The organism is Streptomyces mirabilis (assembly GCF_018310535.1).
GTDB lineage: Bacteria > Actinomycetota > Actinomycetes > Streptomycetales > Streptomycetaceae > Streptomyces.
The window spans coordinates 8,589,802-8,613,379 of the sequence record NZ_CP074102.1 but is presented as its reverse complement, the minus strand read 5'-3'; the positions used below and the strand labels follow the sequence as shown (position 1 = coordinate 8,613,379).

General features: G+C 70.9%; 22 protein-coding genes and 1 pseudogene. 12 read left to right on the top strand and 11 right to left on the bottom strand.

Annotated features, from left to right (window positions below; genetic code table 11):
• Positions 1–48 precede the first annotated feature (48 nt).
• Entirely contained in the window at positions 49–1,350 is a 1,302-nt protein-coding gene (locus tag SMIR_RS38215; protein WP_168488870.1) for a streptophobe family protein, read from the top strand.
• Between the two features lie 39 nt (positions 1,351–1,389).
• Here the strand turns inward: SMIR_RS38215 and SMIR_RS38210 are convergent, their stop codons facing one another.
• The 3 genes from SMIR_RS38210 to SMIR_RS38200 form a co-directional block, all read right to left on the bottom strand.
• Complete coding sequence (locus SMIR_RS38210; protein ID WP_168488873.1) at positions 1,390–2,013, bottom strand: hypothetical protein; 624 nt, start codon at positions 2,011–2,013, stop codon at positions 1,390–1,392.
• A gap of 5 nt (positions 2,014–2,018) precedes the next feature.
• Positions 2,019–4,352, bottom strand: a complete 2,334-nt coding sequence (locus tag SMIR_RS38205) for an FHA domain-containing protein (RefSeq protein ID WP_168488875.1) — start codon at positions 4,350–4,352, stop codon at positions 2,019–2,021.
• 238 nt (positions 4,353–4,590) lie between these two features.
• Positions 4,591–5,001, bottom strand: a complete 411-nt coding sequence (locus SMIR_RS38200; RefSeq protein WP_101407170.1) for a hypothetical protein — start codon at positions 4,999–5,001, stop codon at positions 4,591–4,593.
• 383 nt (positions 5,002–5,384) lie between these two features.
• Here SMIR_RS38200 and SMIR_RS38195 point away from each other — a divergent pair, with 383 nt between their 5' ends.
• Both SMIR_RS38195 and SMIR_RS38190 read left to right on the top strand, forming a co-directional pair.
• Positions 5,385–5,765 (top strand): nuclear transport factor 2 family protein, encoded by a 381-nt coding sequence (locus SMIR_RS38195; RefSeq protein WP_168488877.1) that lies wholly within the window; start codon positions 5,385–5,387, stop codon positions 5,763–5,765.
• A gap of 52 nt (positions 5,766–5,817) precedes the next feature.
• A pseudogene (locus SMIR_RS38190) lies at positions 5,818–6,026 on the top strand (DUF1905 domain-containing protein).
• On the opposite strand, the gene SMIR_RS38185 reads toward SMIR_RS38190, so the two are convergent.
• Complete coding sequence (locus SMIR_RS38185; protein WP_212728061.1) at positions 6,016–6,945, bottom strand: AraC family transcriptional regulator; 930 nt, start codon at positions 6,943–6,945, stop codon at positions 6,016–6,018. The pseudogene SMIR_RS38190 and the gene SMIR_RS38185 sit on opposite strands and share 11 nt — an antisense overlap.
• Before the next feature lie 100 nt (positions 6,946–7,045).
• On the opposite strand from SMIR_RS38185, the gene SMIR_RS38180 reads away from it, so the two are divergent.
• Positions 7,046–8,041, top strand: a complete 996-nt coding sequence (locus tag SMIR_RS38180) for an oxidoreductase (RefSeq protein WP_168488883.1) — start codon at positions 7,046–7,048, stop codon at positions 8,039–8,041.
• A 54-nt stretch (positions 8,042–8,095) separates the two neighbouring features.
• Here SMIR_RS38180 and mgrA read toward each other — a convergent pair whose 3' ends face one another.
• A complete protein-coding gene (mgrA, locus tag SMIR_RS38175) occupies positions 8,096–9,088 on the bottom strand; it encodes an L-glyceraldehyde 3-phosphate reductase (RefSeq protein WP_168488885.1) in 993 nt (330 codons plus the stop codon).
• Positions 9,089–9,215: 127 nt separating this feature from the next.
• Here mgrA and SMIR_RS38170 point away from each other — a divergent pair, with 127 nt between their 5' ends.
• The 3 genes from SMIR_RS38170 to SMIR_RS38160 all read left to right on the top strand — a co-directional run bounded on the left by SMIR_RS38170 (position 9,216) and on the right by SMIR_RS38160 (position 12,250).
• A complete protein-coding gene (locus SMIR_RS38170) occupies positions 9,216–10,109 on the top strand; it encodes a LysR family transcriptional regulator (protein ID WP_168488887.1) in 894 nt (297 codons plus the stop codon).
• Between the two features lie 101 nt (positions 10,110–10,210).
• Positions 10,211–11,713: a carotenoid oxygenase family protein gene (locus tag SMIR_RS38165; protein ID WP_168488889.1), complete on the top strand. Its 1,503-nt coding sequence runs from the start codon at positions 10,211–10,213 to the stop codon at positions 11,711–11,713.
• 27 nt (positions 11,714–11,740) lie between these two features.
• Positions 11,741–12,250, top strand: coding sequence for a mycothiol transferase (locus SMIR_RS38160; RefSeq protein ID WP_168488891.1), 510 nt, complete (start codon positions 11,741–11,743; stop codon positions 12,248–12,250).
• Here SMIR_RS38160 and SMIR_RS38155 read toward each other — a convergent pair.
• Both SMIR_RS38155 and SMIR_RS38150 read right to left on the bottom strand, forming a co-directional pair.
• Positions 12,238–13,302, bottom strand: a complete 1,065-nt coding sequence (locus SMIR_RS38155; protein ID WP_168488893.1) for an adenosine deaminase — start codon at positions 13,300–13,302, stop codon at positions 12,238–12,240. The genes SMIR_RS38160 and SMIR_RS38155 overlap by 13 nt on opposite strands.
• A 41-nt stretch (positions 13,303–13,343) precedes the next feature.
• Positions 13,344–13,736 carry a VOC family protein gene (locus SMIR_RS38150; protein WP_168488895.1) on the bottom strand — a complete coding sequence of 131 codons (393 nt, stop codon included), beginning with the start codon at positions 13,734–13,736 and terminating at the stop codon, positions 13,344–13,346.
• Positions 13,737–14,110: 374 nt separating this feature from the next.
• Here SMIR_RS38150 and SMIR_RS38145 point away from each other — a divergent pair, with 374 nt between their 5' ends.
• The 3 genes from SMIR_RS38145 to SMIR_RS38135 all read left to right on the top strand — a co-directional run bounded on the left by SMIR_RS38145 (position 14,111) and on the right by SMIR_RS38135 (position 16,645).
• The gene (locus SMIR_RS38145) at positions 14,111–14,857 is read left to right on the top strand and encodes a phosphatase PAP2 family protein (protein WP_168488897.1); all 747 of its coding nucleotides are present in this window, start codon (positions 14,111–14,113) and stop codon (positions 14,855–14,857) included.
• A complete protein-coding gene (locus SMIR_RS38140; RefSeq protein WP_168488899.1) occupies positions 14,811–15,863 on the top strand; it encodes a bile acid:sodium symporter family protein in 1,053 nt (350 codons plus the stop codon). The genes SMIR_RS38145 and SMIR_RS38140 overlap by 47 nt, the downstream gene beginning before the upstream one ends.
• Positions 15,864–15,934: 71 nt before the next feature.
• Entirely contained in the window at positions 15,935–16,645 is a 711-nt protein-coding gene (locus SMIR_RS38135) for a dienelactone hydrolase family protein (protein WP_168488901.1), read from the top strand.
• A 55-nt stretch (positions 16,646–16,700) separates the two neighbouring features.
• Here SMIR_RS38135 and SMIR_RS38130 read toward each other — a convergent pair whose 3' ends face one another.
• From SMIR_RS38130 to SMIR_RS38115, 4 genes are all read right to left on the bottom strand, one after another.
• Positions 16,701–17,624, bottom strand: a complete 924-nt coding sequence (locus SMIR_RS38130; protein WP_212728060.1) for an aldo/keto reductase — start codon at positions 17,622–17,624, stop codon at positions 16,701–16,703.
• 38 nt (positions 17,625–17,662) lie between these two features.
• A complete protein-coding gene (locus SMIR_RS38125; RefSeq protein WP_168488906.1) occupies positions 17,663–18,553 on the bottom strand; it encodes a glycoside hydrolase family 19 protein in 891 nt (296 codons plus the stop codon).
• Positions 18,554–18,805: 252 nt separating this feature from the next.
• A complete protein-coding gene (locus tag SMIR_RS38120) occupies positions 18,806–20,164 on the bottom strand; it encodes an aldehyde dehydrogenase family protein (RefSeq protein WP_282190292.1) in 1,359 nt (452 codons plus the stop codon).
• A gap of 113 nt (positions 20,165–20,277) precedes the next feature.
• Positions 20,278–20,688, bottom strand: a complete 411-nt coding sequence (locus tag SMIR_RS38115; protein ID WP_248002783.1) for a MarR family winged helix-turn-helix transcriptional regulator — start codon at positions 20,686–20,688, stop codon at positions 20,278–20,280.
• A 114-nt stretch (positions 20,689–20,802) separates the two neighbouring features.
• Between SMIR_RS38115 and SMIR_RS38110 the strand changes: the two genes are divergently transcribed.
• Positions 20,803–21,915 (top strand): substrate-binding domain-containing protein, encoded by a 1,113-nt coding sequence (locus tag SMIR_RS38110; RefSeq protein WP_212728059.1) that lies wholly within the window; start codon positions 20,803–20,805, stop codon positions 21,913–21,915.
• A gap of 392 nt (positions 21,916–22,307) precedes the next feature.
• Positions 22,308–23,528, top strand: coding sequence for an urea ABC transporter substrate-binding protein (gene urtA, locus SMIR_RS38105; RefSeq protein WP_168488914.1), 1,221 nt, complete (start codon positions 22,308–22,310; stop codon positions 23,526–23,528).
• Positions 23,529–23,578: the final 50 nt, after the last annotated feature.

Genomic DNA, 23,578 nt, shown 5'->3' with positions numbered 1-23,578 from the left:
CGGCCCTCCCGACGAGCGGTGGACCCCGGTGCTGCTTAGCGTGACAGCGTGAGCCCGCAGACACCGTCCGACCAGGTCGTCGCCACTCCAGGCGAGCGGACGGCCGCCCGCCACGGCTGGGTCCAGGCCCTCCTGGCGGTGGTGGCCGGGGTGATCGTCATGCTCGCGGTCGCCGCTCTCGGGCTGTGGGGGGCCGGTGCCACGGGCCTGCCCGAGCACGCCTACCCCCGGGTCGTCGCGGCCTCCGTCGTGACCGCGGTCGGCGGCACCATCGAGCTCGCGGGTGACGCAGGCGTGATCGCCGACACCCGGGCGGGACTGACGGTGATCCCCCTGTCCGTCACGCTCGCCGGGGCCCTGGTGGTCGCCGCCGGGTTCCTGCGGCCGCTGCGGCACCGGGCCGTCGCGGGCGCCCCCGAGTTGGCCGGCTGGGCCGCCAGGATCGCGGTCCTGTGGCTGCTGGCCCTCCTCGGACTCGCGCTGTACTCCCACCAGAACTTCAAGATCTCCCTCGGTACCGGGACGATCAGCGACCTCGGCGACCTCATCGGGGTCTCGCCCGAGGTGGGCTTCGAGACAGCCGTGCCGCTGACGCTGCTCTACGGGGTGCTGTGGCTCGCGGGTGTCCTCGTCCTCGCCCTGTTGGTGTCGCGCGGAGCGCCGCTCCCGGCCCGGCTGCTGCGCTTCCAGGAGTCGGTGCGCCCGGCCGCGTACGCCATGGTCGTACTGCTCCTCGCCTGCGTCGCCGTGGGAGCGGTCGTCGCGCTGGTGGTGGCCGCGACGCGCGGGCACGTACCCGAGACCTTCGCGGTGATCTTCCTCGGGCTGCCCAACCTCGCCTGGCTCGCCTTCACGATCGGGCTGGGCGCCACCTGGAGGGGGCGGGTGGACGGGCCGTTCGGGCTGCCCATGCCGCACGTCCTCGACCAGGTGCTGCGCACCCCGGACGTCTCCACGGTCAACCTGCGCACCCTGGGCCACTACGACGGCAGGGTGTGGTGGCTGCTGGTCGTCGACGCGCTGCTGCTCCTGGGCGCCGCGTTTCTGATGGCCGCCCGCTCACCGGCCCGGACGCGGGCCTGGCAGCACGCCGTCCACATGGCCCTCGCGCTGGCGCTCACCGTGCTCATGATCTGCCTGGTCGGCAGGATCTCGGCGCACTACGCCCTGTCGCTCATCGGCATCGGTGACGCCGGCGGCGGCCTCGCGGGCGAGCTCTTCCTCAAGCCGAAACTCTGGAGCGCGCTCGGACTCGCCGTCGTGTGGGGCCTGGTGACCGGGTTCCTCGGCGCCCTGCTGGCACGGGGAGTCCACCGAAGGGGCGAGGTCGTGCAGGACACGGTCGGCTAGGAGCGACACCGGCCGCCAGGGCGGTCGTCTCCCGCGCTGTCAGCGGTCACGCGGCTCGTCCGGCACCTCCGGGACGAGACGTGTCGGTTCATGGTCGTCGGGTGACCGTACGACACCGGTGCGGGCCCGGCCCGGAACACTCCCGTTCCGCTCCGGAGCCGCCGGTTCGTCCGCGACCGCGTACGTGCTCAGCCGCGTCCCGTCGGTGTACACCCAGCGCTCGTGCTCGGCGTCGTACAGCCAGAGGGACTCGCCGTCGACGACCACCCCGATCCGCTGCCCGCGCGTGATGCCGCGGAAGGACGCCCCGTCCAGCCGCCCGGCCGCCAGGTCCTCCGCCGCGCTCCGATAGCGGATGAGGGCCTGCTCGACGCGGGCGAGGAGCGGGCGCGGGTCGGCCGTTCGGGTGAGGGGGTCGCCCTCCGCGGGCGACGGCTGCGGTACGGCCACCAGCAGCCGCCCGTCGACCCAGGCCGACCAGCCGTTGGCGCAGACGACCCGGCCCCAGTCACCGAGCCGCTCGACGAGCTGCACCGGGAGCAGCGCGTCGAGCGGCACGGTGGGCCGGGAGGGGTCCGGCGCCTCCCAGGCGGGCAGGCCGTCCGGCGGAACGACGTGCGTCGGGCGGAAGTCGTCGGTCGTCGCCGGGTCGGGAGTCGTCATCGCACCTACTTCCGCATGACCTCGGGTTCGTGCCGCCGCAGCAGCCGGGCCACCACGCACCCGAAGACGATCGACAGCACGGCCAGCATGCTCACGTTGACCAGCCACACGCTGGGCTCGTGCCGGAACAGGGGGTCGGAGGTGAGCGTCCCCGGGACGATCCGGCCCAGGGCGATGGTCCCTGACATCGCGCCCAGGGCCCAGCGGGAGGGGACGAGCCAGGCCACTTGCTCCATGCCGGGCACGCCGTGCAGCTTGAGCAGCGCGCCGCTGAAGACCACCTGGACGACGGCGATCAGCACCAGCAGCGGCATGGTGACCTCCTCCTTGGTCACCATGGCGGAGACCAGGAGGCCGAGCATCATCGCGCTGAAGGCCAGCAGGGCCACGGCCAGCGTGATCTCGAGAAGCGGCGACATGAGGACCCCTTTGCCGCGGGGGGCGTCGAGGTCGACGCCGAACAGCGCGACGAGGGTGAGGACGACGGCTTGGAGAACGGTGATGGTGCCGAGGACCACGATCTTCGACATCAGGTACGCCGACCGGGACAGGCCGACCGCGCGCTCCCGCTGGTAGATGACCCGTTCCTTCACCACTTCGCGTACGGCGTTGGCCGCGCCCGCCAGGACTCCGCCGATGCACAGGGTGAGCAGCGCGTTCATCGACGTCTCCAGCGTCAGTTTGCTGCCGGCCACGGCGCGGGCCATCACGCCCATGATGCACGGCAGCGCGATCATGACGGCGAGGAAGGTCCGGTCGGCGCTGAGCACGGCCGCGTACCGGCGCACCAGGGTGCCGAGTTGCGCGACCCAGCTCTGTGCCTTGGGCGGCGGTCCGACGGCGGCGGCCGGGCCGTCCCGGAGCAGATGAGGCTGCGGGCTGGAGCTGTCGATGTACCGGCCCTGGAGCGGCGAGCTCCGGTACTCCCCCGCCCAGTCCCGGCCCTGGTCGTGCTCGAAGGCCTCGAACGCCTCGGGCCACTGCTCGTAGCCGAAGAAGGCGAGGGCGTCTTCGGGCGGTCCGAAGTAGGCGACCTTGCCGCCGGGCGCGAGCACCAGGAGCCGGTCGCAGACGTCGAGGCTGAGCACGCTGTGGGTGACCACGATGACCGTACGGCCGTCGTCCGCGAGGCCGCGCAGCATGTGCATCACCGAGCGGTCCATGCCGGGGTCGAGACCGGAGGTGGGTTCGTCCAGGAACAGCAGCGACGGCTTGGTCAGCAGCTCCAGGGCCACACTGACCCGCTTGCGTTGACCGCCGGACAGACTGTGGATGGGCTGGCCGACGCGCTGCTCCAGGCCCAGCTCCTGGATGACCTCGTCGACCCGCGCCTGGCGCTCCGCCTTCGCGGTGTCCTGCGGAAAGCGCAGCTCGGCGGCGTACGAGAGGGCCCGCCGCACCGTCAACTGGGCGTGCAGGATGTCGTCCTGCGGCACGAGGCCGATGCGCTGGCGCAGCTCGGCGTAATCCCGGTAGAGGTCGCGTCCGTCGTACAGGACCGCGCCGCGGTCGGCGGGGCGCTGCCCGGTGAGCGCGTTGAGGAGCGTGGACTTCCCGGCGCCGCTGGGGCCCACGACGGCCAGCAGACACTTCTCGCCGACGGGAAAGGACACCTCGTCGAGAAGGATCTTTCGGCCGCGGTCCACGGCGACGGTGAGTTCCTGGACATCGAGGGAGACCTCGCCGGTGTCGACGTACTCCTGCAACTCGTCCCCGACGAGGCAGAACGCGGAGTGGCCGATGCCGACGATGTCACCGGTGGTGATCGGGGCGCGCGTGACGGGCTGCCCGTTGAGGAACGTGCCGTTGTGGCTGCCGAGGTCGAGGATCTCGTACGTCCTGTCCGGATGGGCCAGCAGTTCGGCGTGCCTCCGGGAGACGACCAGGTCGTCGATGACCAGGTCGTTGTCGGCGCCGCGGCCGATACGGACGGTGCGGGCGGGCAGCGGCCGTACGGTGGTCGGCCGTTGGAAGGTGCCGCTGGCCGAGGATCGGAAGGCTCCTGACGGCCGCTGCGAGGGCCTGCCGGCGAAGACCGCCCGGGGGCCGTCGGAGGGGCTGCCGAAGTGGATGACGCTGCCGGGTCCGACGCCCCATTCGCGGACCCGCCTGCCGTCGGCGTACGTGCCGTTCGTGCTGTTCTCGTCCTGGATCGTCCAGTGGTCCGCCTCGGGCCGCAGGACCGCGTGGTGCCACGAGACCCGGACGTCGTCGATGACGATCTCGCTCGACGGGTCGCGCCCGACGTGATAGTCGCGGCTCGGACTCAGCACCGTGGAGCCCGTCTCCGTTTCGAGGACGAGTTCGGGCGCCGTCGGCGCGACCGACCGCTCTCCCATGCCCAGAATTCTAGCTATTCGTTCATATATGCGCCTGATCAGCGGCTCATGGCCGGTTCCGCCCGAGCTCCGCGCCTCCGCGAGGCGGGTCAGGGCGGGCAGCGGCACCAGCCGGCGGGGCCGGTCGCCGTGGCACAGCGCGCCTCCGGCGGCACCAACCAGGACGATTCCCACGTGTTCCGGGCGGCGACCGCCGGAGTGGTCGGCTGGTGCGACAGCGCTTGGGGCTGTTCCAAGGTCAGGCCGCGGAGGTGCCGAGGGCGGCGGCGGTCCGCTGCATGCGCAGCGCGTCGACGGATTCGGCGAGCAGTTCGTACTCGGTGGTGTCGTCGCTGGTGGCGATGCGGACGAGCTTTCCGGCAGCCAGCTCCTCGGCGACCAGCTCCTGCTGGAGGGTGTCACCGCACCAGGCGCGCAGGACGCTCGGCACGTCCGGGACGGTGTCCGCCACCGGTGCGATCGAGTTCGGTGGGAAGGTCGGATCGTCCGGCTGCGGATCGAGCCGCGACGCCATCCAGGAGGCACGGTCCCGCATCCACCACAGGGCCAGCGCCAGGGTGGGCGCGCGATAGGTCCCCAACGGGACGCCGATGCGTCTACCTCCGCATATTCCGTATGCGGTCACATGGCACAGGAATTCGTCATGCACGATCGCTCCCCCATTGCAACGCTCTCCGCCGGCCCGGCCTCGCTTTCCCTGCGGCTCGCTCACTGCGTGCGGCTCGTTCGTGGTGCACGGTGGTGCTGCGCGCGTCGTGCATGGTCGTGCCGCGCGCGGGCGTGGCTGAATCGCCCTGTCACTCGAGTATCGCCACTCCTGACACTCTGTCACCATGCCATTCCAGCCAGTCTCCTGGCATATTCACCGCCCGATTTGGCCGAAACGCGACTCGCTGCCCTTACCCGGGAGGTAATCGACGCCCTCGGGCGTCGGCGGGCATGGTTGCGATATCGGATCCCGGCGGGGAACCACAGCTCGGAATCCACTCACTGACCAGCAACTACCCTACTTTCCACGGAGGTTGATCCACCATGTCCGCAGCCAACGACCGTTACGAGAACGCCGTCGCCCGGTACTTCGAGGCCTGGAACGCCACTGACCGGGATGCGCTCGCCAAGGCGGTCGCCGCCGCCTGGAGCGCGGACGGCAGCTACACGGACCCACTGGCCGAGGTCCGCGGGCACGACGGGATCGCGGCGGTGATCGCGGCGGCGCACGAGCAGTTCCCGGGGTTCTCCTTCCGACCCGCCGGGCCGGTCGACGGGCACCACGACATCGCCCGCTTCGGCTGGGAACTGGTCAACGAGGCCGACGGCACGGCACCCGTCGCCGGATTCGACGTGATCACCCTGGACGCCGCGGACAGGATCCGCAGCGTGCACGGATTCCTGGACCGCGTGCCGACCCAGTGACGCTCCGGAAGTGACGCCCGCTCCCCGCCGCCGGCCGCGCCCCGCGGGCAGCCTGGCCCCGCAGTTCACCACGGTGCTGCGCAAGAGCCCCGACAAAGGCGGCTGGACCTACGTCGTCTGGCCGGAGTCCGTCTCCATTCCTTCATGGCCCTGGGGAACGGCACCCACAAGCTGCCGGTGAAGGCCGATGTGCGCAAGGCGATCGGCAAGGAGGAGGGCGACACCGTGACGGTACGCCTGGAAGAGCGCCTCAGCCCGTGAGGGCCGCCCGTGCGCCGTCACGGTAGCGCCGCGGGGCGACACCCGTCGTCCGTTTGAAGGCGTTGCTGAACGCGCTCTCGGACGTGTAGCCGACCCGCTGGGCCAGGGCCGACACCGACGTCTCGCCGTCCCGCAGGGCGCGCCGGGCCAGACTCATCCGCCAGTCCAGCAGATACGTCAGGGGCGGCACCCCGGCCACGGTCCGGAAGCGCTCGGCGAAGGTGGTCCGGGACATGGCCGCCGCCCTGGCGAGCTCCTCCAGCTGCCAGGGGCGGCCCGGGTCGGCGTGCATGAGCCGCAGCGCCGGGGCGATGCGCTCGTCGGCGAGGGCGCGCAGCCGTCCGGCGGGGAGGGCGTCGGCGTCCGCGAGATAGGCGCGCAGGACCTGGACGAACATGAGCTGGGCGAGCTGGTCGGCCGCGAAGTCGGCCCCGGCCCGCCGGGCGGTCAGTTCGCGCAGCAGCTGGTCGAGCAGCCAGCGCATCACCGGCGCCTCCTCCGCGCCGGACCGGACGCACAGCAGCGGCGGCAGGGCGTGCAGGAGCAACTCCTCGCCCGCCCGGCCCAGTTCGATGTGCCCGCCCACGAAGACGGCGTCCTCTCCCCCGCCGTAGTGAATCATCGACCCGGAGGCGTCCGCGAAGAGTGTCGTGGCGTCCACCGGCTCCACGGACGGATCGCTCGCGACCACGAACGCCCGGCTGCCGTCGAACACGGCCACATCACCCGGCCCCAGTCGGGCGAACTCCGGCAGTCCCTCCACGGACACCGACATGCCGCCCTGCACCACCGCGGTGATCTTGAGCATCCCGGGCGGTGGGAAGCGCAGCGCCCAGTCGCCGCCGGCCGTGAAGCCGCCGGAGATGACACACCGGGCGTCCATGAGGCCGAGGGTGTCGGAGAGCGGGTCCGCAGGCATGTCCGTACTATCGCGCAAGTAATGCGGACTATCAAGCATTCATCGTACGGATTCCCGGCTCTACGGTGGTCGGGAAGGCACACCTGAGGAGATCCGAACCATGACCACCGAGCAACAGCAGCAGCCCCTCCACTCCGGGTTCGACGCCGCGTCCAGCGCCGAGGACGTCATCAAGGGCGTCGACCTGACCGGCAAGGTCGCCGTCGTCACCGGCGGCTACTCCGGCATCGGCCTGGAGACCGTGCGCGTCCTGCGGGCCGCCGGCGCCGAGGTCGTCGTACCGGCACGGGACACCGAAAGGGCGCGGGCCGCGCTCAAGGGGATCGACGGCGTCGAGACCGCGACCATGGATCTGCTGGATCCGGACTCGATCGACGCGTTCGCCGGGCGCTTCCTCGACTCCGGGCGCCCACTGCACATCCTCGTCAACAGCGCGGGCGTCATGGCGACGCCGCTGACGCGCGACGCCCGGGGGTACGAGGTGCAGTTCGCCACGAACCACCTCGGCCACTTCCAGCTGGTCGCCCGCCTGTGGCCGGCGCTGCGCCGGGCGCACGGGGCCCGGGTCGTCTCGGTGTCCTCGTGGGGCCACCGGTTCTCGCCCGTCCTGTTCGACGACCCGCACTTCGAGCACCACGCGTACGACCGCTGGGTCGCCTACGGGCAGTCGAAGACGGCGAACATCCTCTTCGCGCTCGGTGTCGACGAGCGGGGGAAGGCGGACGGGATCCGGGCCTTCGCCCTGCACCCGGGAAGCATCGTCGACACCGGTCTGAAGAAGTACCTGGCCGAGGAGGACCTCAGGGCCGTCGGCGTCCTCGACGCGGACGGCCGGCCGATCCTCGACCCGGAGCGGCAGCTGAAGACCGTCGAGCAGGGGGCGGCCACCAGCGTGTGGTGCGCGACCAGCCCCCTGCTCGAGGGCAGGGGAGGCGTGTACTGCGAGAACAGCGACATCGCCCCTCCGATGTCCGCGGAGGAGGGCCGTGAGTGGTCCCTCGGGAACAGGTCGGCGAAGGCCGGCGTGGTGCCCTACGCCGTGGACCCGGCGGCGGTCGACCGCCTCTGGGAGCTCAGCGAGCGGCTCACCGCCTGACCGACCGGGCCGCACGGGCCCGGTCGGCTTCTCCGACGGCCTGATCAGCGAGCCTCAGGCCTTGATGATCGCGTCGATCCGCGCCAGCTCCTCCGCGGTGAAGTCCAGGGCGCGGGTGGCCGCGACGCTGTCCTCCAGCTGCTGGGGGCTGCTCGCGCCGATGAGCGCGGAGGTCACCCGGCCGCCGCGCAGCACCCAGGCGAGCGCCAGCTGCGCCAGGGACTGGCCGCGGGACTTGGCGATCTCGTCGAGGGCGCGCAGCTGCCGTACCAGGTCCTCGGTGACCGTGTCGGCGCTCAGGAAGGGGCTGTCGCTGGCGGCGCGCGAGCCCTCCGGGATGCCGTCGAGGTAGCGGCTGGTGAGCAGGCCCTGCTCCAGCGGGGAGTAGGCGATGGAGCCGACCTGCAGCTCGTCCAGCGTGTCCAGGAGCCCCTCGTCCTCGGGCCGGCGGTCGAGCATCGAGTAGCGCGGCTGGTGGATCAGCAGCGGGGTGCCCAGCTCGCCCAGGATGCGGGCGGCTTCCCGGGTCTGCTCCGCGGAGTAGTTGGAGACACCGACGTAGAGCGCCTTGCCCTGCTGGACCGCCGAGTGCAGGGCGCCCATCGTCTCCTCCAGGGGAGTCTCCGGGTCGGGGCGGTGCGAGTAGAAGATGTCCACGTAGTCCAGGCCCATCCGGGCCAGGCTCTGGTCGAGCGAGGACAGCAGGTACTTGCGGGAGCCCCATTCGCCGTAGGGGCCCGGCCACATCAGGTATCCGGCCTTGGTGGAGATGACCAGCTCGTCGCGGTGGGGCCCGAAGTCCGCCTTCAGGGCGTCGCCGAGGGCCGACTCGGCGGCGCCGGGCGGCGGACCGTAGTTGTTGGCCAGGTCGAAGTGGGTGACACCGAGGTCGAAGGCGCGGCGCAGGATCGCGCGCTGGGTCTCCACCGGCCGGTCGGGGCCGAAGTTGTGCCACAGGCCGAGCGACAGCGCGGGCAGCTTCAGTCCGCTGCGTCCGGTGCGCCGGTAGGGCATGTCCGCGTAACGGTCGGGGTGTGCGGTGTACAACGCGTACTCCTGAAAGGCCGGGAAAACAGATCTCCACTCTCGCGCGGGCACGGTGCAGAGGTCCAACGGGAGAATCGGATGGGACTGAGCGACGGCGCTTCTCAATCGGCGACTACTGTTGTGCCCCATGGAACTGCGCCACCTTCAGCACTTCGTCGCGGTCGCCGAGGACCAGCATTTCACCCGGGCGGCGGAACGGCTGATGGTGTCCCAGTCGGGTCTGTCGTCCTCCATCCGCGCCCTGGAGCGGGAGCTTCAGGCCCCGCTGTTCGTGCGCACCACCCGTCGGGTCACGCTCACGGAGGCCGGTCGCGCCCTGCTCGGCGAGGCGGAGCGGATCCTCGCCCAGGTCCGCTCGGCGCAGGACGCGGTGGCCGCCGTACAGGGCGTCCTGCGCGGCACGCTCTCCCTGGGCACCGAGCAGTGCATCGCGGGCGTGGATGTGGCCAAGCTCCTCGCCGCGTTCCGGCGGCGCCATCCCGACGTCGAGATCCGGCTGCGGCAGGCGGGCTCCGAGGCGCTGGCCGAGGAGGTCGCCGCGGGCCGTCTCGACCTGGCCTTCGCCGTCAGGACGCGGGCGGACGGGGACCAGCTGCGGTCGGTCCCGCTGACCAGCGAGCCGATGACCGTGCTCTGCCATCCCACCCACCACCTCGCGACCGCCGCCGTGGTCACGCCCCAGGAGCTGGGCGGCGAGGCCTTCGTCGACTTCCACCCCGACTGGGGACCGCGCCGCACCACGGACGCGGCCTTCGCGGCGGCGGACGTACGGCGGACCGTGGCGCTGGAGGTCAGCGACGTGCACAGCCTGCTGGAGCTGGTCCACGAGGGCCTCGGCATCGCCGTCGTGCCCCGCCACTTCGGCCACAAGCGCGAGGCCGGCGCTCTCACCGCCCTCCCTTTCAAGGGCGCCTGTGACGCCTCGTACGAGACCGTCGCCATGCTGCCGCCGCCGGACGCCACCAGTCCGGCGGCGCGGGCGCTGATGGTGCTTCTCGACACCCCGCAAGAGGGGGCCTGACACCACCCCCGGGACGGGCTCCAGCACTCCTGACCCGGCCCGCTCCCCGGCCGCAGACTCGTGGACGTCCACAAAGGCAACCGCGAGGCTGGAGTACGGAGATGGCGGATCACACACGGCGGACGGTCCTGCGCGGGACTGCGGTCGCGGCGGCCCGAGGGCTCGTCGGCGCGATGGGGGGCCGGGTGGCAGCGGCGGCGGCACCGGTGTCGGGCGCGGCGACACAGGGCGGGCATCGGTTCCCGTTCCTCGAAGGGGCGTTCAAGCCCGTCACCGAGGAGCTGACGGCGTTCGACCTGCCGGTCACCGGCCGCGTCCCGCGCGAGCTGAACGGCCGCTTCCTGCGCAACGGTCCCAACATCCTGGGCCTGGAGGACCCGCGCGCCCACCACTGGATGCTCGGTGAGGGCATGGTGCACGGCGTGCGGCTGCGGGACGGCCGCGCGGAGTGGTACCGCAACCGCTGGGTCCGCTCGGCCTCCGTGGCCAGGAAGCTCGGCGAGCCGTACCCCGGGCCCGTCCCGCCGGACGACTTCCCGTGCAACACCCATGTGATGGGGTACAAGGGACGGATCCTGGCCCTCCAGGAGAGCGGGCCGCTGCCGTACGAACTCGACCACGAGCTCAATACGGTGGGCACGTACGACTTCCGCGGCACCCTCGAAGGAGCCTTCACCGCCCACACCAAGTTCGACGCGGCGGCCGGCGAGCTGCACGCGATCGCCTACTACCCCACCTGGGACCACGTCCGGCACCAGGTGATCGACCACACGGGCCGGGTCGCGAGGACCACGCGGATCCCGGTGGCGGACGCGCCGATGATGCACGACTTCGCGCTCACCGAGAAGTACGTCGTGATCTTCGACCTGCCCATCACCTTCGACCCCGCGGGAGCCGAGCGGGGCGACATCGTGCCGTACGTCTGGAACGAGAAGCACCCGACGCGGGTGGGTCTGCTGCCGCGCGCGGGCGGCGAGGTCCGTTGGTTCGAGGTGGATCCCGTCTACTACTCGCACACCCTGAACGCGTACGACGAGGGCTCGTCCGTGGTTGTCGACATGACGACCTACCCGGCGCCCTTCCATGTCGCGGGCCGCGGCTCCGACGGACCGTACGGGGCCGGCACGGCCTCCCTCGAACGCTGGACGATCGACGTGGCGCACGGCCGGGTGCGCACCAGGACGCTCGACGACCGCCCGCAGGAGTTCCCGCGCGTCCACGAGGCGTTGGTGTCCAGGCGGCACCGTTACGCCTACACGGCGGCCGCCGCCGACATGACCCTGGCGTACCTGACGCCCGACGGGAACCCGCCCGACCGGGCCTTCGCCAACGCGTTGATCAAGCACGACCTGCTCCGCGGGACCACCCAGGTCCACCGGCTGCCGCGGGACGCCGCCGCGGGGGAAGCCGTCTTCGTACCCTCCGAGGGCGCACGTGCCGAGGACGACGGCTACGCGATCGCCTATGTGCACAACCCCGATCGCGGGGGCGCCGACCTGGTGATCCTGGCCGCCCAGGACTTCACGGGCGAGCCGGTCGCCCGGGTCCATCTCCCGGGACGGGTGCCGCTCGGCTTCCACGGGAGTTGGATTCCGGACGCGTGAGGGACCGCGATGCGCGATGGTGGACGCATGCATGCAAAGGACATCCTCATCGACGCGTACAGCCGCATCCAGGAAGAGGTCCATGCCGCCGTCGGGGGCCTGCCGCCGGACGTTCTCAACGCCCGCCCCTCGGACGACGCCAACTCCGTCTCATGGCTGGTCTGGCACCTCACCCGCGTCCAGGACGACCATGTCGCGGACGCCGCCGGGCTCGAGCAGGTCTGGCTCTCGCAGGACTGGGAGAAGCGCTTCGGCCTCGATCTGCCGCGCCGGGACACGGGGTACGGGCACAGCTCCGCGAAGGTCGCCAAGGTGCGGGTCGACTCCGGTGACCTACTGACCGGGTACTACGACGCCGTGCACGAACAGACGCTGGAGTTCGTGCGCGGGCTGGCCGCCAAGGACTTCGAGCGGATCGTGGACGAGCGCTGGGATCCCCCCGTCACGCTGGGCGTACGGCTGGTCAGCGTCCTGTCCGACGATCTGCAGCACGTCGGACAGGCCGCCTATGTACGGGGGCTGGTTCAGAGGGCGTAGCCGGGCAGCACGACGTCCTCGATGAGGGCCTTGCGCTCGTCGAACGGGATGAACGCGCTCTTCACGGCGTTCACCGTGACCGTGCGCAGGTCCTCCACCGTCCAGCCCGCCTCCTCGACCAGCAGCGCCATCTCGCGCGTCATCGTGGTGCCCGACACCAGACGGTTGTCGGTGTTCAGGGTGACGCGGAAGCCGAGGTCGCGCAGGGCGGTGATGGGGTGCTCGGCGATGGAGGTCGCGGCGCCCGTCTGGAGGTTCGACGTCGGGCACATCTCCAGGGCGATACGGCGGTCGCGCACCCAGCCCGCGAGGCGGCCGAGCTTGCCGTCGACGATGTCCTCGGTGATGCGGACGCCGTGACCGATGCGCTGGGCGCCACAGACCTGGAGGGCCTGGTGGATGCTGGGCAGGCCGTGGGCCTCACCGGCGTGGATGGTGAACGGGACGCTCTCGCCGCGCAGGTGCTCGAAGGCGGCGAGGTGGTCGGCGGGCGGGAAGCCGTCCTCGGCCCCCGCGATGTCGAAGCCGACGACGCCGGCGTCCCGGAACGCGACCGCGAGGTCGGCGATCTCCCGGGTGCGGTCGAACATGCGCATCCCGCACAGCAGGGTGCCGACCCGGACCGGGGTGCCCGCTGCCGCCGCCTTGGCCATACCGGCCGCCAGGCCCTCCTGCACGGTCTCGACGACCTCGGGCAGGGTCAGCCCGCCGTTCACCATCAGCTCGGGCGCGTACCGGACCTCGCCGTAGACGACGCCGTCCTCGGCCAGGTCGAGCACGTACTCCTCGGCCGTGCGCAGCAGGCCCTCACGGGTCTGCATCACGGCGAGGGTGTGCTCGAAGGTGGCTATGTAGCGCACCAGGTCACCGGAATTGGCGGCCTCGTAGTACCAGGCGGCCAGCGCGTCCGGGTCGGTGGTGGGCAGCGTGTGGCCGACCGTCCCGGCGAGCTCCACCAGGGTGGCGGGGCGCAGGCCGCCGTCGAGGTGGTCGTGCAGCACGGCCTTGGGGAGACGGCGGATGATGTCGATGTCGATGCGGGGCGCGGTCATGCGTGTCGTTCCTCGGCAGGTTATGAACAGATGGGTGGATGTCAGGCGGCGGGCTGGAGCAGGTCCCAGCGGTTTCCGTACAGGTCCTGGAAGACGACGACCGAGCCGTACGGTTCGTGGCGCGGCTCTTCCAGGAAGGTGACGCCCGCCTCGCACATGCGGGCGTGGTCGCGGGCGAAGTCGTCGGTGTGCAGGAAGAAGCCCACGCGCCCGCCGGTCTGGTCGCCGACCCGGCCGCGCTGCGCCTCGTCCTTGGCCCGGGCCAGCAGCAGTCCGCTGCCGCCGCCCTCCGTGCCCGGCTCGACGACGACCCAGCGGGAGCCGTCGGGCCGCGGCTGGTCCTCGACGAGCCGGAACCCGAGGGCTTCGGTGTAGAAGCGGATCGCCTCGTCGTAGTCGTCGACGACGAGGGTGACCAGCGCGATGCGTCGCATCGGGACCCCTTAGGTAGTTATACGTAACACGTTAGGGTACGGCATCCCACCGCATGCTCCCGCCGCACCCCGCCCACGCCGGGTCGCAGGGTGCGGCGGGGTGCGGGACGCTGGTCACGCCCCCGGCCTGCCGGTCCCCGCCGGCGTCCGGCGGGCCGGGGCACCGCGCACGGCGTTCATCCTTCGGGTCCGCCGCGGGAACGATCCCGGCCCGGCAATCGTCTACAGTTCTGTAGACCGTCTACAGGATTGTAGTCACCGCGGACGCGGTCATCCGACGCGCCCGCACGCCCGCCATGGAAGGGTCCTCCGTCGATGTCCGCAGCCCCGCGCACCGCGCTGCCGTACGCGGTCGATGTTCCCCGGGCCCTGTCATGAGGCGCGCGGACGCGACCGAACTCGCGGGATCGACCGCGGTCGGCAGCCTGGTCGCCTTCGTGCTGCTGACGCTGGTCGTGACCGGCCAGGACGGCGCCCCGCTCTTCGGTGACCAGGACCTCAACGCCTGGTCCGCGGACCACCGCCCACCCGTCGCGCTGGCCGTGGCCCGCGGTCTGACCTACACGGGCACGGGCCTCGTGCCGTACATGCTGGTCGCGCTGGCGGGTGTCGTCCTCGGCCGCACCGCACGGCAGCGGATCCTCTTCGCCCTCGGCTGCGTCGGCTGTCTCGCCGCCGCCCAGGCGGTCCGGTACGGCGTGATGTCCCTGGTCGCCCGCCCCCGCCCCGCGACGGCGGAGTGGGCCACGCACGCCTCCGGCTGGTCCTTCCCCTCGGGCCACACCACCACGTCCGCCATCGCCGGCGGACTGCTCATTCTCGCGGTGCTCGCCCGGGCGCCCCGCGGCGGACGGGCCCTCGCGGCGCTTCTCGCCTGCTGGGCCGTCCTGGTCGGACTCACCAGGGTCTACCTGGGCGTCCACTGGTTCTCCGACGTGCTCGGCGGCTGGCTGTTCGCCCTGTGCTGGCTGAGCCTCAGCGTCTACGCCCTCGCCCGCATCGCCCCGCACACGTTCTCCTCCATATCGGCGCTCCGTCTCCGCCCAGGTCCCAAGACGACGGAAGAGCGCCCCGATGACTCCCACCCCCACCGCGAAGTCCCCCCTCACCCGGCTCCGTGACCACCTCGGCTGGGCCGTCGGCGCGTCCTACCTCGCCGCCGCGGCCCTGCCGGCGCCGGGGCTGTGGTTGCGTCATCCGCACATGATCGGGGCGGCCGGGATACCGCACATCGCCTTCGAGACCCCTCGTTTCCTGCTCTCCCTGCTCCTGTTCACCGCCGGCCTGCAGGTGCCGATCCACGAACTGCGGGCATTGGTCAAGCGCCCCACCGCGCTGCTGACCGGGCTCGTCCTCCATCTGGTCGCACCCCTGCTGATCATTCCGGGCGTCGCGTTCGCGCTGAGCCAGTCGCCCGACAGCGACGGGGGCAGCGGAATGATCGCGGCGATGATCCTGATCGTCGCGATGCCGGTGGCGGCCGGAGCCACCGTGTGGACGAGCAAGGGGGACGGCGACCAGTCGACGACCGTGGGCCTGGTGCTGGCGTCCACGCTCGTCAGCCCGATCACCATCCCGGTCACCATGACGGCCCTGTGCCCCCTGCTGAGCGGCGACTACGCGAACACGCTGTCGGGGGCCGCCCTGACCACCGGACACGCCTTCGCGCTCACGGGAGTCCTGCTCCCCTGCGGCGCCGGAATCCTGTGCCGGCTCGCCCTGCCGGACCGTGCGCTGACCCGCCTCCTCGACGTCGCGGTCCCCACGGCGATGGTCGGCTCGCTGCTCCTGACGTACATCAACGCGGGCGGTGTCCTCGGCCCCTTCCTCACCCATCCCGAACCGGTACTGCTGGTGGCGGCGCTGGTCGTCGCCGCCACCGTCTGCGGCCTGTCGTTCGGCCTGGGCCGGATCACGGCCCGTGCGCTGCGCCTGGACGGTCCGGCGGGCGCCTCCGTGACACTGGCCTGCGGGATGAACAACAGCAGCGCGAGCGCGGTCCTCATCACGACGACCCTGCCCGACCGGCCGCACGTCCTGCTGCCGGTACTGGCGTACAGCCTGCTGCAGAAGGTGGCCGCGGGGCGCGTCGTGCGGGCCGGGCTCAGGCGGGGCGCCCGCGCATGACATCGTGGAGATCAACTCGGGGCCGGCCCCGCCGGCTCCTGCCCAGCGCTGCCCCACAGGAGTTGAGTGCGATGTCCGAGCTGCCGAAGCCGACCGGAGCCCCCGCCCATCAGAACGTGACGTTCCCCAGCGCCGGAACCACGGCCCACGGCTATCTGGCGCTGCCGCCGTCCGGGCAGGGACCCGGGGTGATCGTCATCCAGGAGTGGTGGGGTCTGACCGACCACATCGCGCAGGTGGCGGACCGGCTGGCCGCGGAGGGCTTCGTGGCCCTCGCGCCCGACCTGTACGGCGGCAATGTCGCCCATGACAGCAGCGAGGCCTTCCGGATGATGAAGGAGCTGCCGGTGTCGCGCGGCGTCGAGCTCCTCTCCGGTGCGGTCGATCACCTGCTCAGGCTGCCCGAGGTCACCTCGGACACGGTGGGCGCGGTCGGCTTCTGCATGGGCGGCGGCTTCGTCCTGTACCTTGCCGCGGCCGACCCCCGGGTCAGCGCGGCGGTTCCGTTCTACGGCGTGATCCAAGGTGAACTGCCCGACTTCTCCCGCCTGAAGGCACAGATCCAGGGTCACTACGGCGAACTCGACACGAGCATCCCGAAGGAGAACCTGGAGCAGCTGAGGGAGGCGGTCCAGCAGCAGGCCGGCATTGCCGCGGACTTCCGTCTCCACCCTGCCAACCACGCCTTCTTCAATGACGGCCGACCGGAGACGTACGACCCCGAGTCGGCCGCGCGGGCCTGGGAGAGCACGGTGGGCTTCCTGCACGAGCAGCTGGGCTGAGCGGTCCCTCCGGGGCGGCCCGAAAAGGACCGCCCCGGATGACGGGGCCCGACCGTCACCCGCCCGGCCGATGGAGTGCGTCGAGGCGGGCCAACTCGTCGTCGGTGAGCCGCAGCGCGCCCGCGGCGACGTTCTCGACGAGGTGGTCCGGGCTGCCGGTGCCGGGGATGGCGAGCACGTGCGGGCCCTGCCGCAGGGTCCACGCGAGGCGTACCTGCGCGGGCGTCGCGCCGTGCGCACGCGCGACGGCAAGCACCTCCTCGTCGCCGTCGGTGCCGCTCGGGCCCTGCTCACCGCCCTTGCCGGCGATCGCGAAGAACGGCACGAACGCGACGCCCAGTTCCCCGCACCTGCGCAGGAGTTCGTCGGTCCCGGCGTCCGGGGAGTCGAGCCCGTACCGGTTCTGCACGCTCACCACCGGCGCGATGGCCCGCGCCTCCTCGAGGTGCCGGAGTCCGATGCTCGAAATGCCGAGGTGCCGGATCAGCCCCGCCTCGCGCAGCTCGGCAAGCGCGCCGAAGTGTTCGGCGATCGAGTCCTGCCCCGTCCGCCGCAGGTACACGAGGTCGAGGTGGTCGCGACCCAGCTGCCGCAGGTTCTCCTCGACATGGGCGCGGAGCTGGTCCGGCCGGGCCGGGGTGCCCCACTCCCCCGAGTAGTCGCGGAACGGCCCGACCTTGGTGGCGATGACCAGGTGGTCCGCGTACGGGGCCAGCGCGCTGTTGATCAGCTCGTTCGCGGAGCGCAGCGACGAGAAGTAGAACGCGGCGGTGTCGATGTGGTCGACACCCAGCTCGATCGCGCGGCGCAGCACGGCGATCGACCGTTCGCGTTCGCTCGGCGTGCCGAGGTGGAAGGCCGCGCTGCCCGTCAGCCGCATCGCGCCGAAGCCGATGCGGCGGACGGGGAGATCTCCGAGTGTCCAGCTGCCCGCGGCTGCCGCGGTGATCGTTCCGAGGTCATCGCGGCAGTTTCGCACACCCGTTCAGGGCCCGGGCGGCTGCCGTCCGCAGCCGATCAGCAGTAGAGGTTGCCGCCGGCCGAGGTCCCGAGGATCTGCACGAACCGCTGGTAGGCGTCCACCCTGCTCTGCACCTGCGCCGGGTTCTTGCCGTCGCACTCCAGGGAGCCATTGATGCTGCGGATGGTCTGGCCGAATCCGGCGCCGTTGACCATGGCGTTGTGACCCGTCATGGTGCCGGGACCTGTCTGGGTGTTCCAGTACCAGAGGCCGGTCTTCCAGGCCACGGCGGCATCGTTCTGCACCAGGTAGGGGTTGTTGAGGAGGTCGATACCGAGCGCGTCACCCGCGGCCTTGTAGTTGAAGTTCCAGCTGAGCTGGATCGGGCCGCGGCCGTAGTAGGCCGACTGTCCGGCCGGGCAGCCGTAGGGCTGGCTCCAGTCGCAGTAGTGGGGGTAGTTGGCGGTGTTCTGCTCCACCACGTAGACCAGGCCGCCGGTCTCGTGGCTGACGTTGGCGAGGAAGGCCGCGGCCTCCTGCTTCTTCACGGTGTCGCTGCCGGTGTTGGCGAAGGCCGGGTAGGCGCTCATCGCCGCCCGCAGACCGCTGTAGGTGTAGAAGGAACTCCGGTTCGGGAACATCTGGTTGAACTGCGCCTCGCTCACCACGAAGCCGTCGGAGGGAGTCGTGGAGCCTCCGTCGCAGGCGTAGGGGTCCCAGTACCAGGTGCTGATGGTGGGGTCGTAGCCGGGGTTGTCGTGCTCGGCGACGTAGGTCTTCCCGTCGGTGTAGCGGACGACGTCACCGGTGACGTACGACCTCCCGGCCACCCAGCTCGGATAGCTCGAACAGGCGGCGGCGGACGCACCGGAGGCCGGTAGCAGCACCGGGGTGGCGGACGCGAGGGCGAGGGCGGTGAGGACTGCGGAGATGCGGCGCCTCGACACAGGTCAACTCCTTTGCGGGACACGGCCGCTCCCGGACAGGGCAGCGCGGAGCGGAGCCTTGTGCGCACGTGCCGGCGGGGCCGGCCACGGCGTCGGGGGCGGCCGTGGTGGGGGGTGTGGAGCCACACTCAACCGCTTTGGTATGTACCAGTCAAGGGTGTAGACCAGTCAGATCTGACAACGTTGGCAGAGAGGGTCGCACGACGGTGCCCCGGCAGATCCTCGATCTGCCGGGGCACCGTCGGGGCCGCGTCAGCCGAGCGGCTTCTGCAGCACCGCCTTGCGGTGGCTGAACGTCTCGATGGAGTAGCGGCCGTGGTAGCTGCCCATGCCGCTCTCGCCGACCCCGCCGAACGGCAGGTCGGAGACGGTCAGATGGGCGAGCGGCAGACCGAGGCCTAGGCCTCCGGAGGACGTCTCCTCGGCGATCCGCTCCCGGGTGGTGTCCGACTCGGTGAAGACGTAGAGCGCCAGGGGCTTGTCGCGGTCGTTGATGAAGTCGATGGCCTCGTCCAGCCCCGCCACCGTGACGATCGGCAGGATCGGTCCGAAGATCTCCTCCTGCATCACGGGGGCCTTGGGGTCGACGTCGGCGAGGACGGTGGGCGCGAGGTACTTGGTGGCCCGGTCTCCGGTGCCGCCGATGACGGTGCGCCCGGAGTCGAGCAGCGAGCTGAGCCGGTCGAAGTGCCTCTCGTTGACGATCCGCCCGTACTCGCCCGACCGCCCCGGCTCGGCGCCGAAGAGCGCCTCGACGGCGCGCACGAGCTCGGGCTCCAGTGCGCGGGCGGTCTCCGGGTCGGTGAGGACGTAGTCGGGCGCGACGCAAGTCTGCCCGGCGTTGAGGAACTTGCCGCGGGCGAGCCGGTCGGCGACGACGGACAGGTCGGCGTCACGGTCGACGAACGCCGGTGACTTGCCGCCCAGTTCGAGGGCGACGGGGGTGAGGTGCTCGGCGGCGGCCCGCATCACGATCCGGCCGACCGCGCCGTTGCCGGTGTAGAAGATGTGGTCGAAGCGCTCCGCCAGCAGCGCGGTGGTCTCCGGAACGGCGCCCTCGACGACGGCGACCGCGTCGGTGTCGAGGTGGCGCGGCAGCAGCCGGGCGAGGGCGGCGGAGGTGGCGGGGGCGAGCTCGCTGGGCTTGACGACCACCGTGTTGCCGGCGGCCAGCGCGCCGAGCATCGGCGTCAGCAGGAGCTGCACCGGATAGTTCCAGGGGGCGATGACCAGCACGAGGCCCAGCGGGTCGTACCGCGTCCAGGCCGTCGCGTCGGCGCCGAGATGGGAGGGGACCGGGGCGGACTCGGGGCGCAGCCACTCGTCGAGATGGTCGAGGGTGTGGTCGATCTCGCGCACGGTGAAGTCGATCTCGGTGCGGAAGGCCTCGGTGGAGCTCTTGCCGAGGTCCGCGTGGAGGGCCTCCGCGAGCTCGGCGCCGTGCGTGGTGAGCAGTTCGCGCAGTCGGCGCAGCTGGGTGGTGCGCCACGCGAGGGGCTTGGTGCGGCCGGAGCGGAAGGTGGCGCGCAGCCGGGCCACGATGTCGGCGGGCTGCTCGGGGGTGCGGTCGTTCACGGTGCCTCGCTGATCGGTGCGGACCTGGCGGCCCACGGGCGGTCGTCTTGAGCCGTAGGGCTCGGTGTAAACGCCAACCTTTCATGTGACCAAATAAATTCCGGGTACACGAAGAATACGTTCCGCGATCACGGCGTCACGCAGGGGCGTCAGAGGGCGGGCTCCGCGGGAGACCCGTGGAGCGTGTCGGCCAGGCGCTCCAGCAGGCCCCTCAGCAGTTCGTCCTCGCCGTCGCTCAGCACCGGCCACCGCGCGCGGACCTCGCGGTCGAGGCGGCGCCAGTACGTCTGGCCGCGTGGGGTGAGATGGGCGAGGATGCGCCGCCGGTCGAGAGGGTCGACGCGGCGGTGGACGAGGTTCTGGTCGACGAGCTGGTCCACGAGCTTGGTCAGCGTCGCAGGCGGCAGGAAGGCGGCCTCGGCGACCGCGGTCATGTGGTGGCCCTCGCCGTCGGAGAGCAGGGCGAGCACCCGCCAGGCGTCGAGGGAGCAGCCGTCCTCGTCGAGGACGGCCTGGAGGTGGCGCGCGGCAAGCCGTTCGGCCCGCGTCAAGAGCTGCATCAGGTTCTGAGGCTCACGCGCAGATCGGCCGGCCATCATGCTCCTTGGTCACGAGGTGCGTACATCCTATGAGACGGACTGGAGTTCACCGTGGGGACCCGAAATCATGACGCCATGTTCGGGAGCGCTCCCCCTCCGCTCGACTGGTTCACGGCCGACGACTCCGTGCTCGGTGTGGCGCTGGTCTTCCCGCTCCAGGGGTCGGCGGGCATCTTCGGGCCCACCTGCGAACTGTGCGCGCGGCTGGCCGCGGAGGAGGTCAACCGCGCGGGCGGCGTCCTCGGCAAGGAGCTGCGGCTGCTTCCCGTCGACGGCGGCGCCCCGCCGGGTGCCGTCGCCGACCACGTCGAGGCCCTGGTGGACCTGGGGGTCGTGCAGGGCGTCACGGGCTGGCACATCTCCTCGGTGCGGCAGGCGCTGGCGCCGAGGGTCGCGCACCGGGTGCCGTACGTCTACACCGCGCTGTACGAAGGCGGCGAGCACACCGCGGGGGTGTTCCTCACCAGCGAGACACCGCGCGACCAACTCCGCCCCGCGATGGGACTGTTGGCGCACGAGCGCGGGGTGCGGCGCTGGTTCGTCGTCGGCAACGACTACATATGGCCACGCCGTACGGCCCGCGCGGCGCTCGGGTACGCCCGCGAGTCAGGGGCAGACATCTGCGGACAGTCCTATCTCCCGCTCGGCACCCACGACTTCGACGGCGTGCTGCGGCGCATCGAGCGGTCGGAGGCGGACGCCGTCCTGATGCTGCTGGTGGGCAGCGACGCGGTGCGTTTCAACCGGGCGTTCGCGGCGGCCGGACTCGACGAGCGCTGCCTGCGGCTGAGCACGCTGATGGACGAGAACATGCTGATGGCCAGCGGGCCGAGCACCACCTCGGACCTCTTCAGCACCGCGGGTTTCTTCGCCTCGCTCGCGAATCAGGACACCCTCGACTTCCACGGCCAGTACGCCGGAAGGTACGGCATCGAGGCACCGGCACTCGGAAGCCTCGGCGAATCCTGTTACGAGGGCGTCCTGTTGCTCGCCGCGCTCATCGCCCGGGCCGGGTCGCTCGACGTGTCGGCGATCGGGGCGACGGCCGACACCGTGTCGTACGAGGGACCGCGCGGACTGCTGCACCTGCGGGGCAGCCACGTACGGCAGCGGATCTATCTGGCATGGGCCGAGGGTGTCGACTTCGACGTGGTGGCCGAACTCGATCTTCACGGATCCCGCCCTTGACACGTTCACACCCGCACCAAGATACTTCCTGCAGGAAGTAATTAGAATGCCTCGGGCGATCTGTGAATTCATGCACCGAATTCCGCCCCGGGCATTTTTTCTTGCCCGGAGAGAGCGGGAAGATACAGTCGGGAAAGTCTGGCGAAACGCCTTGGAAACAGGGCGACTTGAGGCTGTGACCGCACTTCAGGAACCAGCCGGTACACCATCAGCGGAAAGCTGGAGACTCGCGCGCCATCGCCGCCCCTGAAGGGCTGCCTCTTTCTTTCCGGCTGTCCCCTCATGGGACTTAGGGGGTTCTTTTGTCCAGCGTTTCCAGGGTTTCCATGGTTTCCCGGGTTTCCCGGGTTTCCCGGGTTTCCCGGGTTTCCAGCACCTCCAGGCGTCGGTTCATGGCCGGCACCGCGGCGCTCGCCGCGGTCGTCGCGCTCTCCGCGTGCGGCGCGAAGACCAACTCCGGCGGTACGTCCGACAAGGCGGCGCAGGCCGACACCAGCGGCGACACGGTCAAGGTCGGACTCCTCAACTCGCTCTCCGGCACCATGGCGATCAGCGAGGTGACCGTACGCGATTCGCTGAAGCTGGCGATCGACGAGATCAACGCCTCAGGCGGAGTGCTCGGCAAGAAGATCAAGCCGATCAGCGAGGACGGCGCCTCCGACTGGCCGACCTTCGCCGAGAAGGCGAGCAAGCTCATCAAGGAGGACCGGGTCGCGGCCACGTTCGGCTGCTGGACCTCGGCGAGCCGCAAGGCCGTCAAGCCGGTCTTCGAGAAGAACAAGTCGCTGCTGTTCTACCCCGTGCAGTACGAGGGCCTGGAGGAGTCGCCCTACATCTTCTACACCGGCGCGACCACCAACCAGCAGATCGTCCCCGCGCTCGACTACCTCAAGTCACAGGGCAAGAAGAAGATCTACCTCGTCGGCAGCGACTACGTCTTCCCGCGCACCGCCAACAAGGAGATCAAGGCGTACGCGAAGGCCAACGGCATGACGGTTCTCGGCGAGGACTACGCGCCGCTGGGCTCCACGGAGTTCAGCACGATCGCCAACAAGGTGAAGGCGTCGAAGGCGGACGCGGTCTTCAACACCCTCAACGGCGACTCGAACGTGGCGTTCTTCAAGGAGTACAAGTCCGCGGGCCTGACCGCCACCCGCATGCCGGTGGTCTCGGTGTCGATCGCCGAGGAGGAGGTCAAGTCGATCGGATCGCAGTATCTGGCGGGCCAGTTGACGGCCTGGAACTACTACCAGACGACCCCGGGCGCGGCGAACACCAGGTTCGTGAAGGCGTACAAGGCCAAGTACGGCCAGGACAAGCCGACCAGTGACCCGATGGAGGCCGCGTACACCTCGGTCTACCTGTGGAAGGCGATGGTCGAGAAGGCGAAGTCCTTCGACCCGGAGAAGGTCAAGGCGGCCTCCGACGGCATCACCTTCGAGGCGCCCGAGGGCAAGGTCACCGTCGACGGCGCGAGCCAGCACATCTACAAGACCGCCCGCATCGGCAAGGTCGGCACCGACGGGCTGATCCAGGAAGTGTGGAACTCGGGCAAGCCGATCAAGCCGGACCCGTTCCTCAAGGGCTACTCCTGGGCCTCCGGCCTCTCCTGACCGCCCTTCTCACGGGGGCCTCGCCCACGACAGACCTCGTCCATGACGAG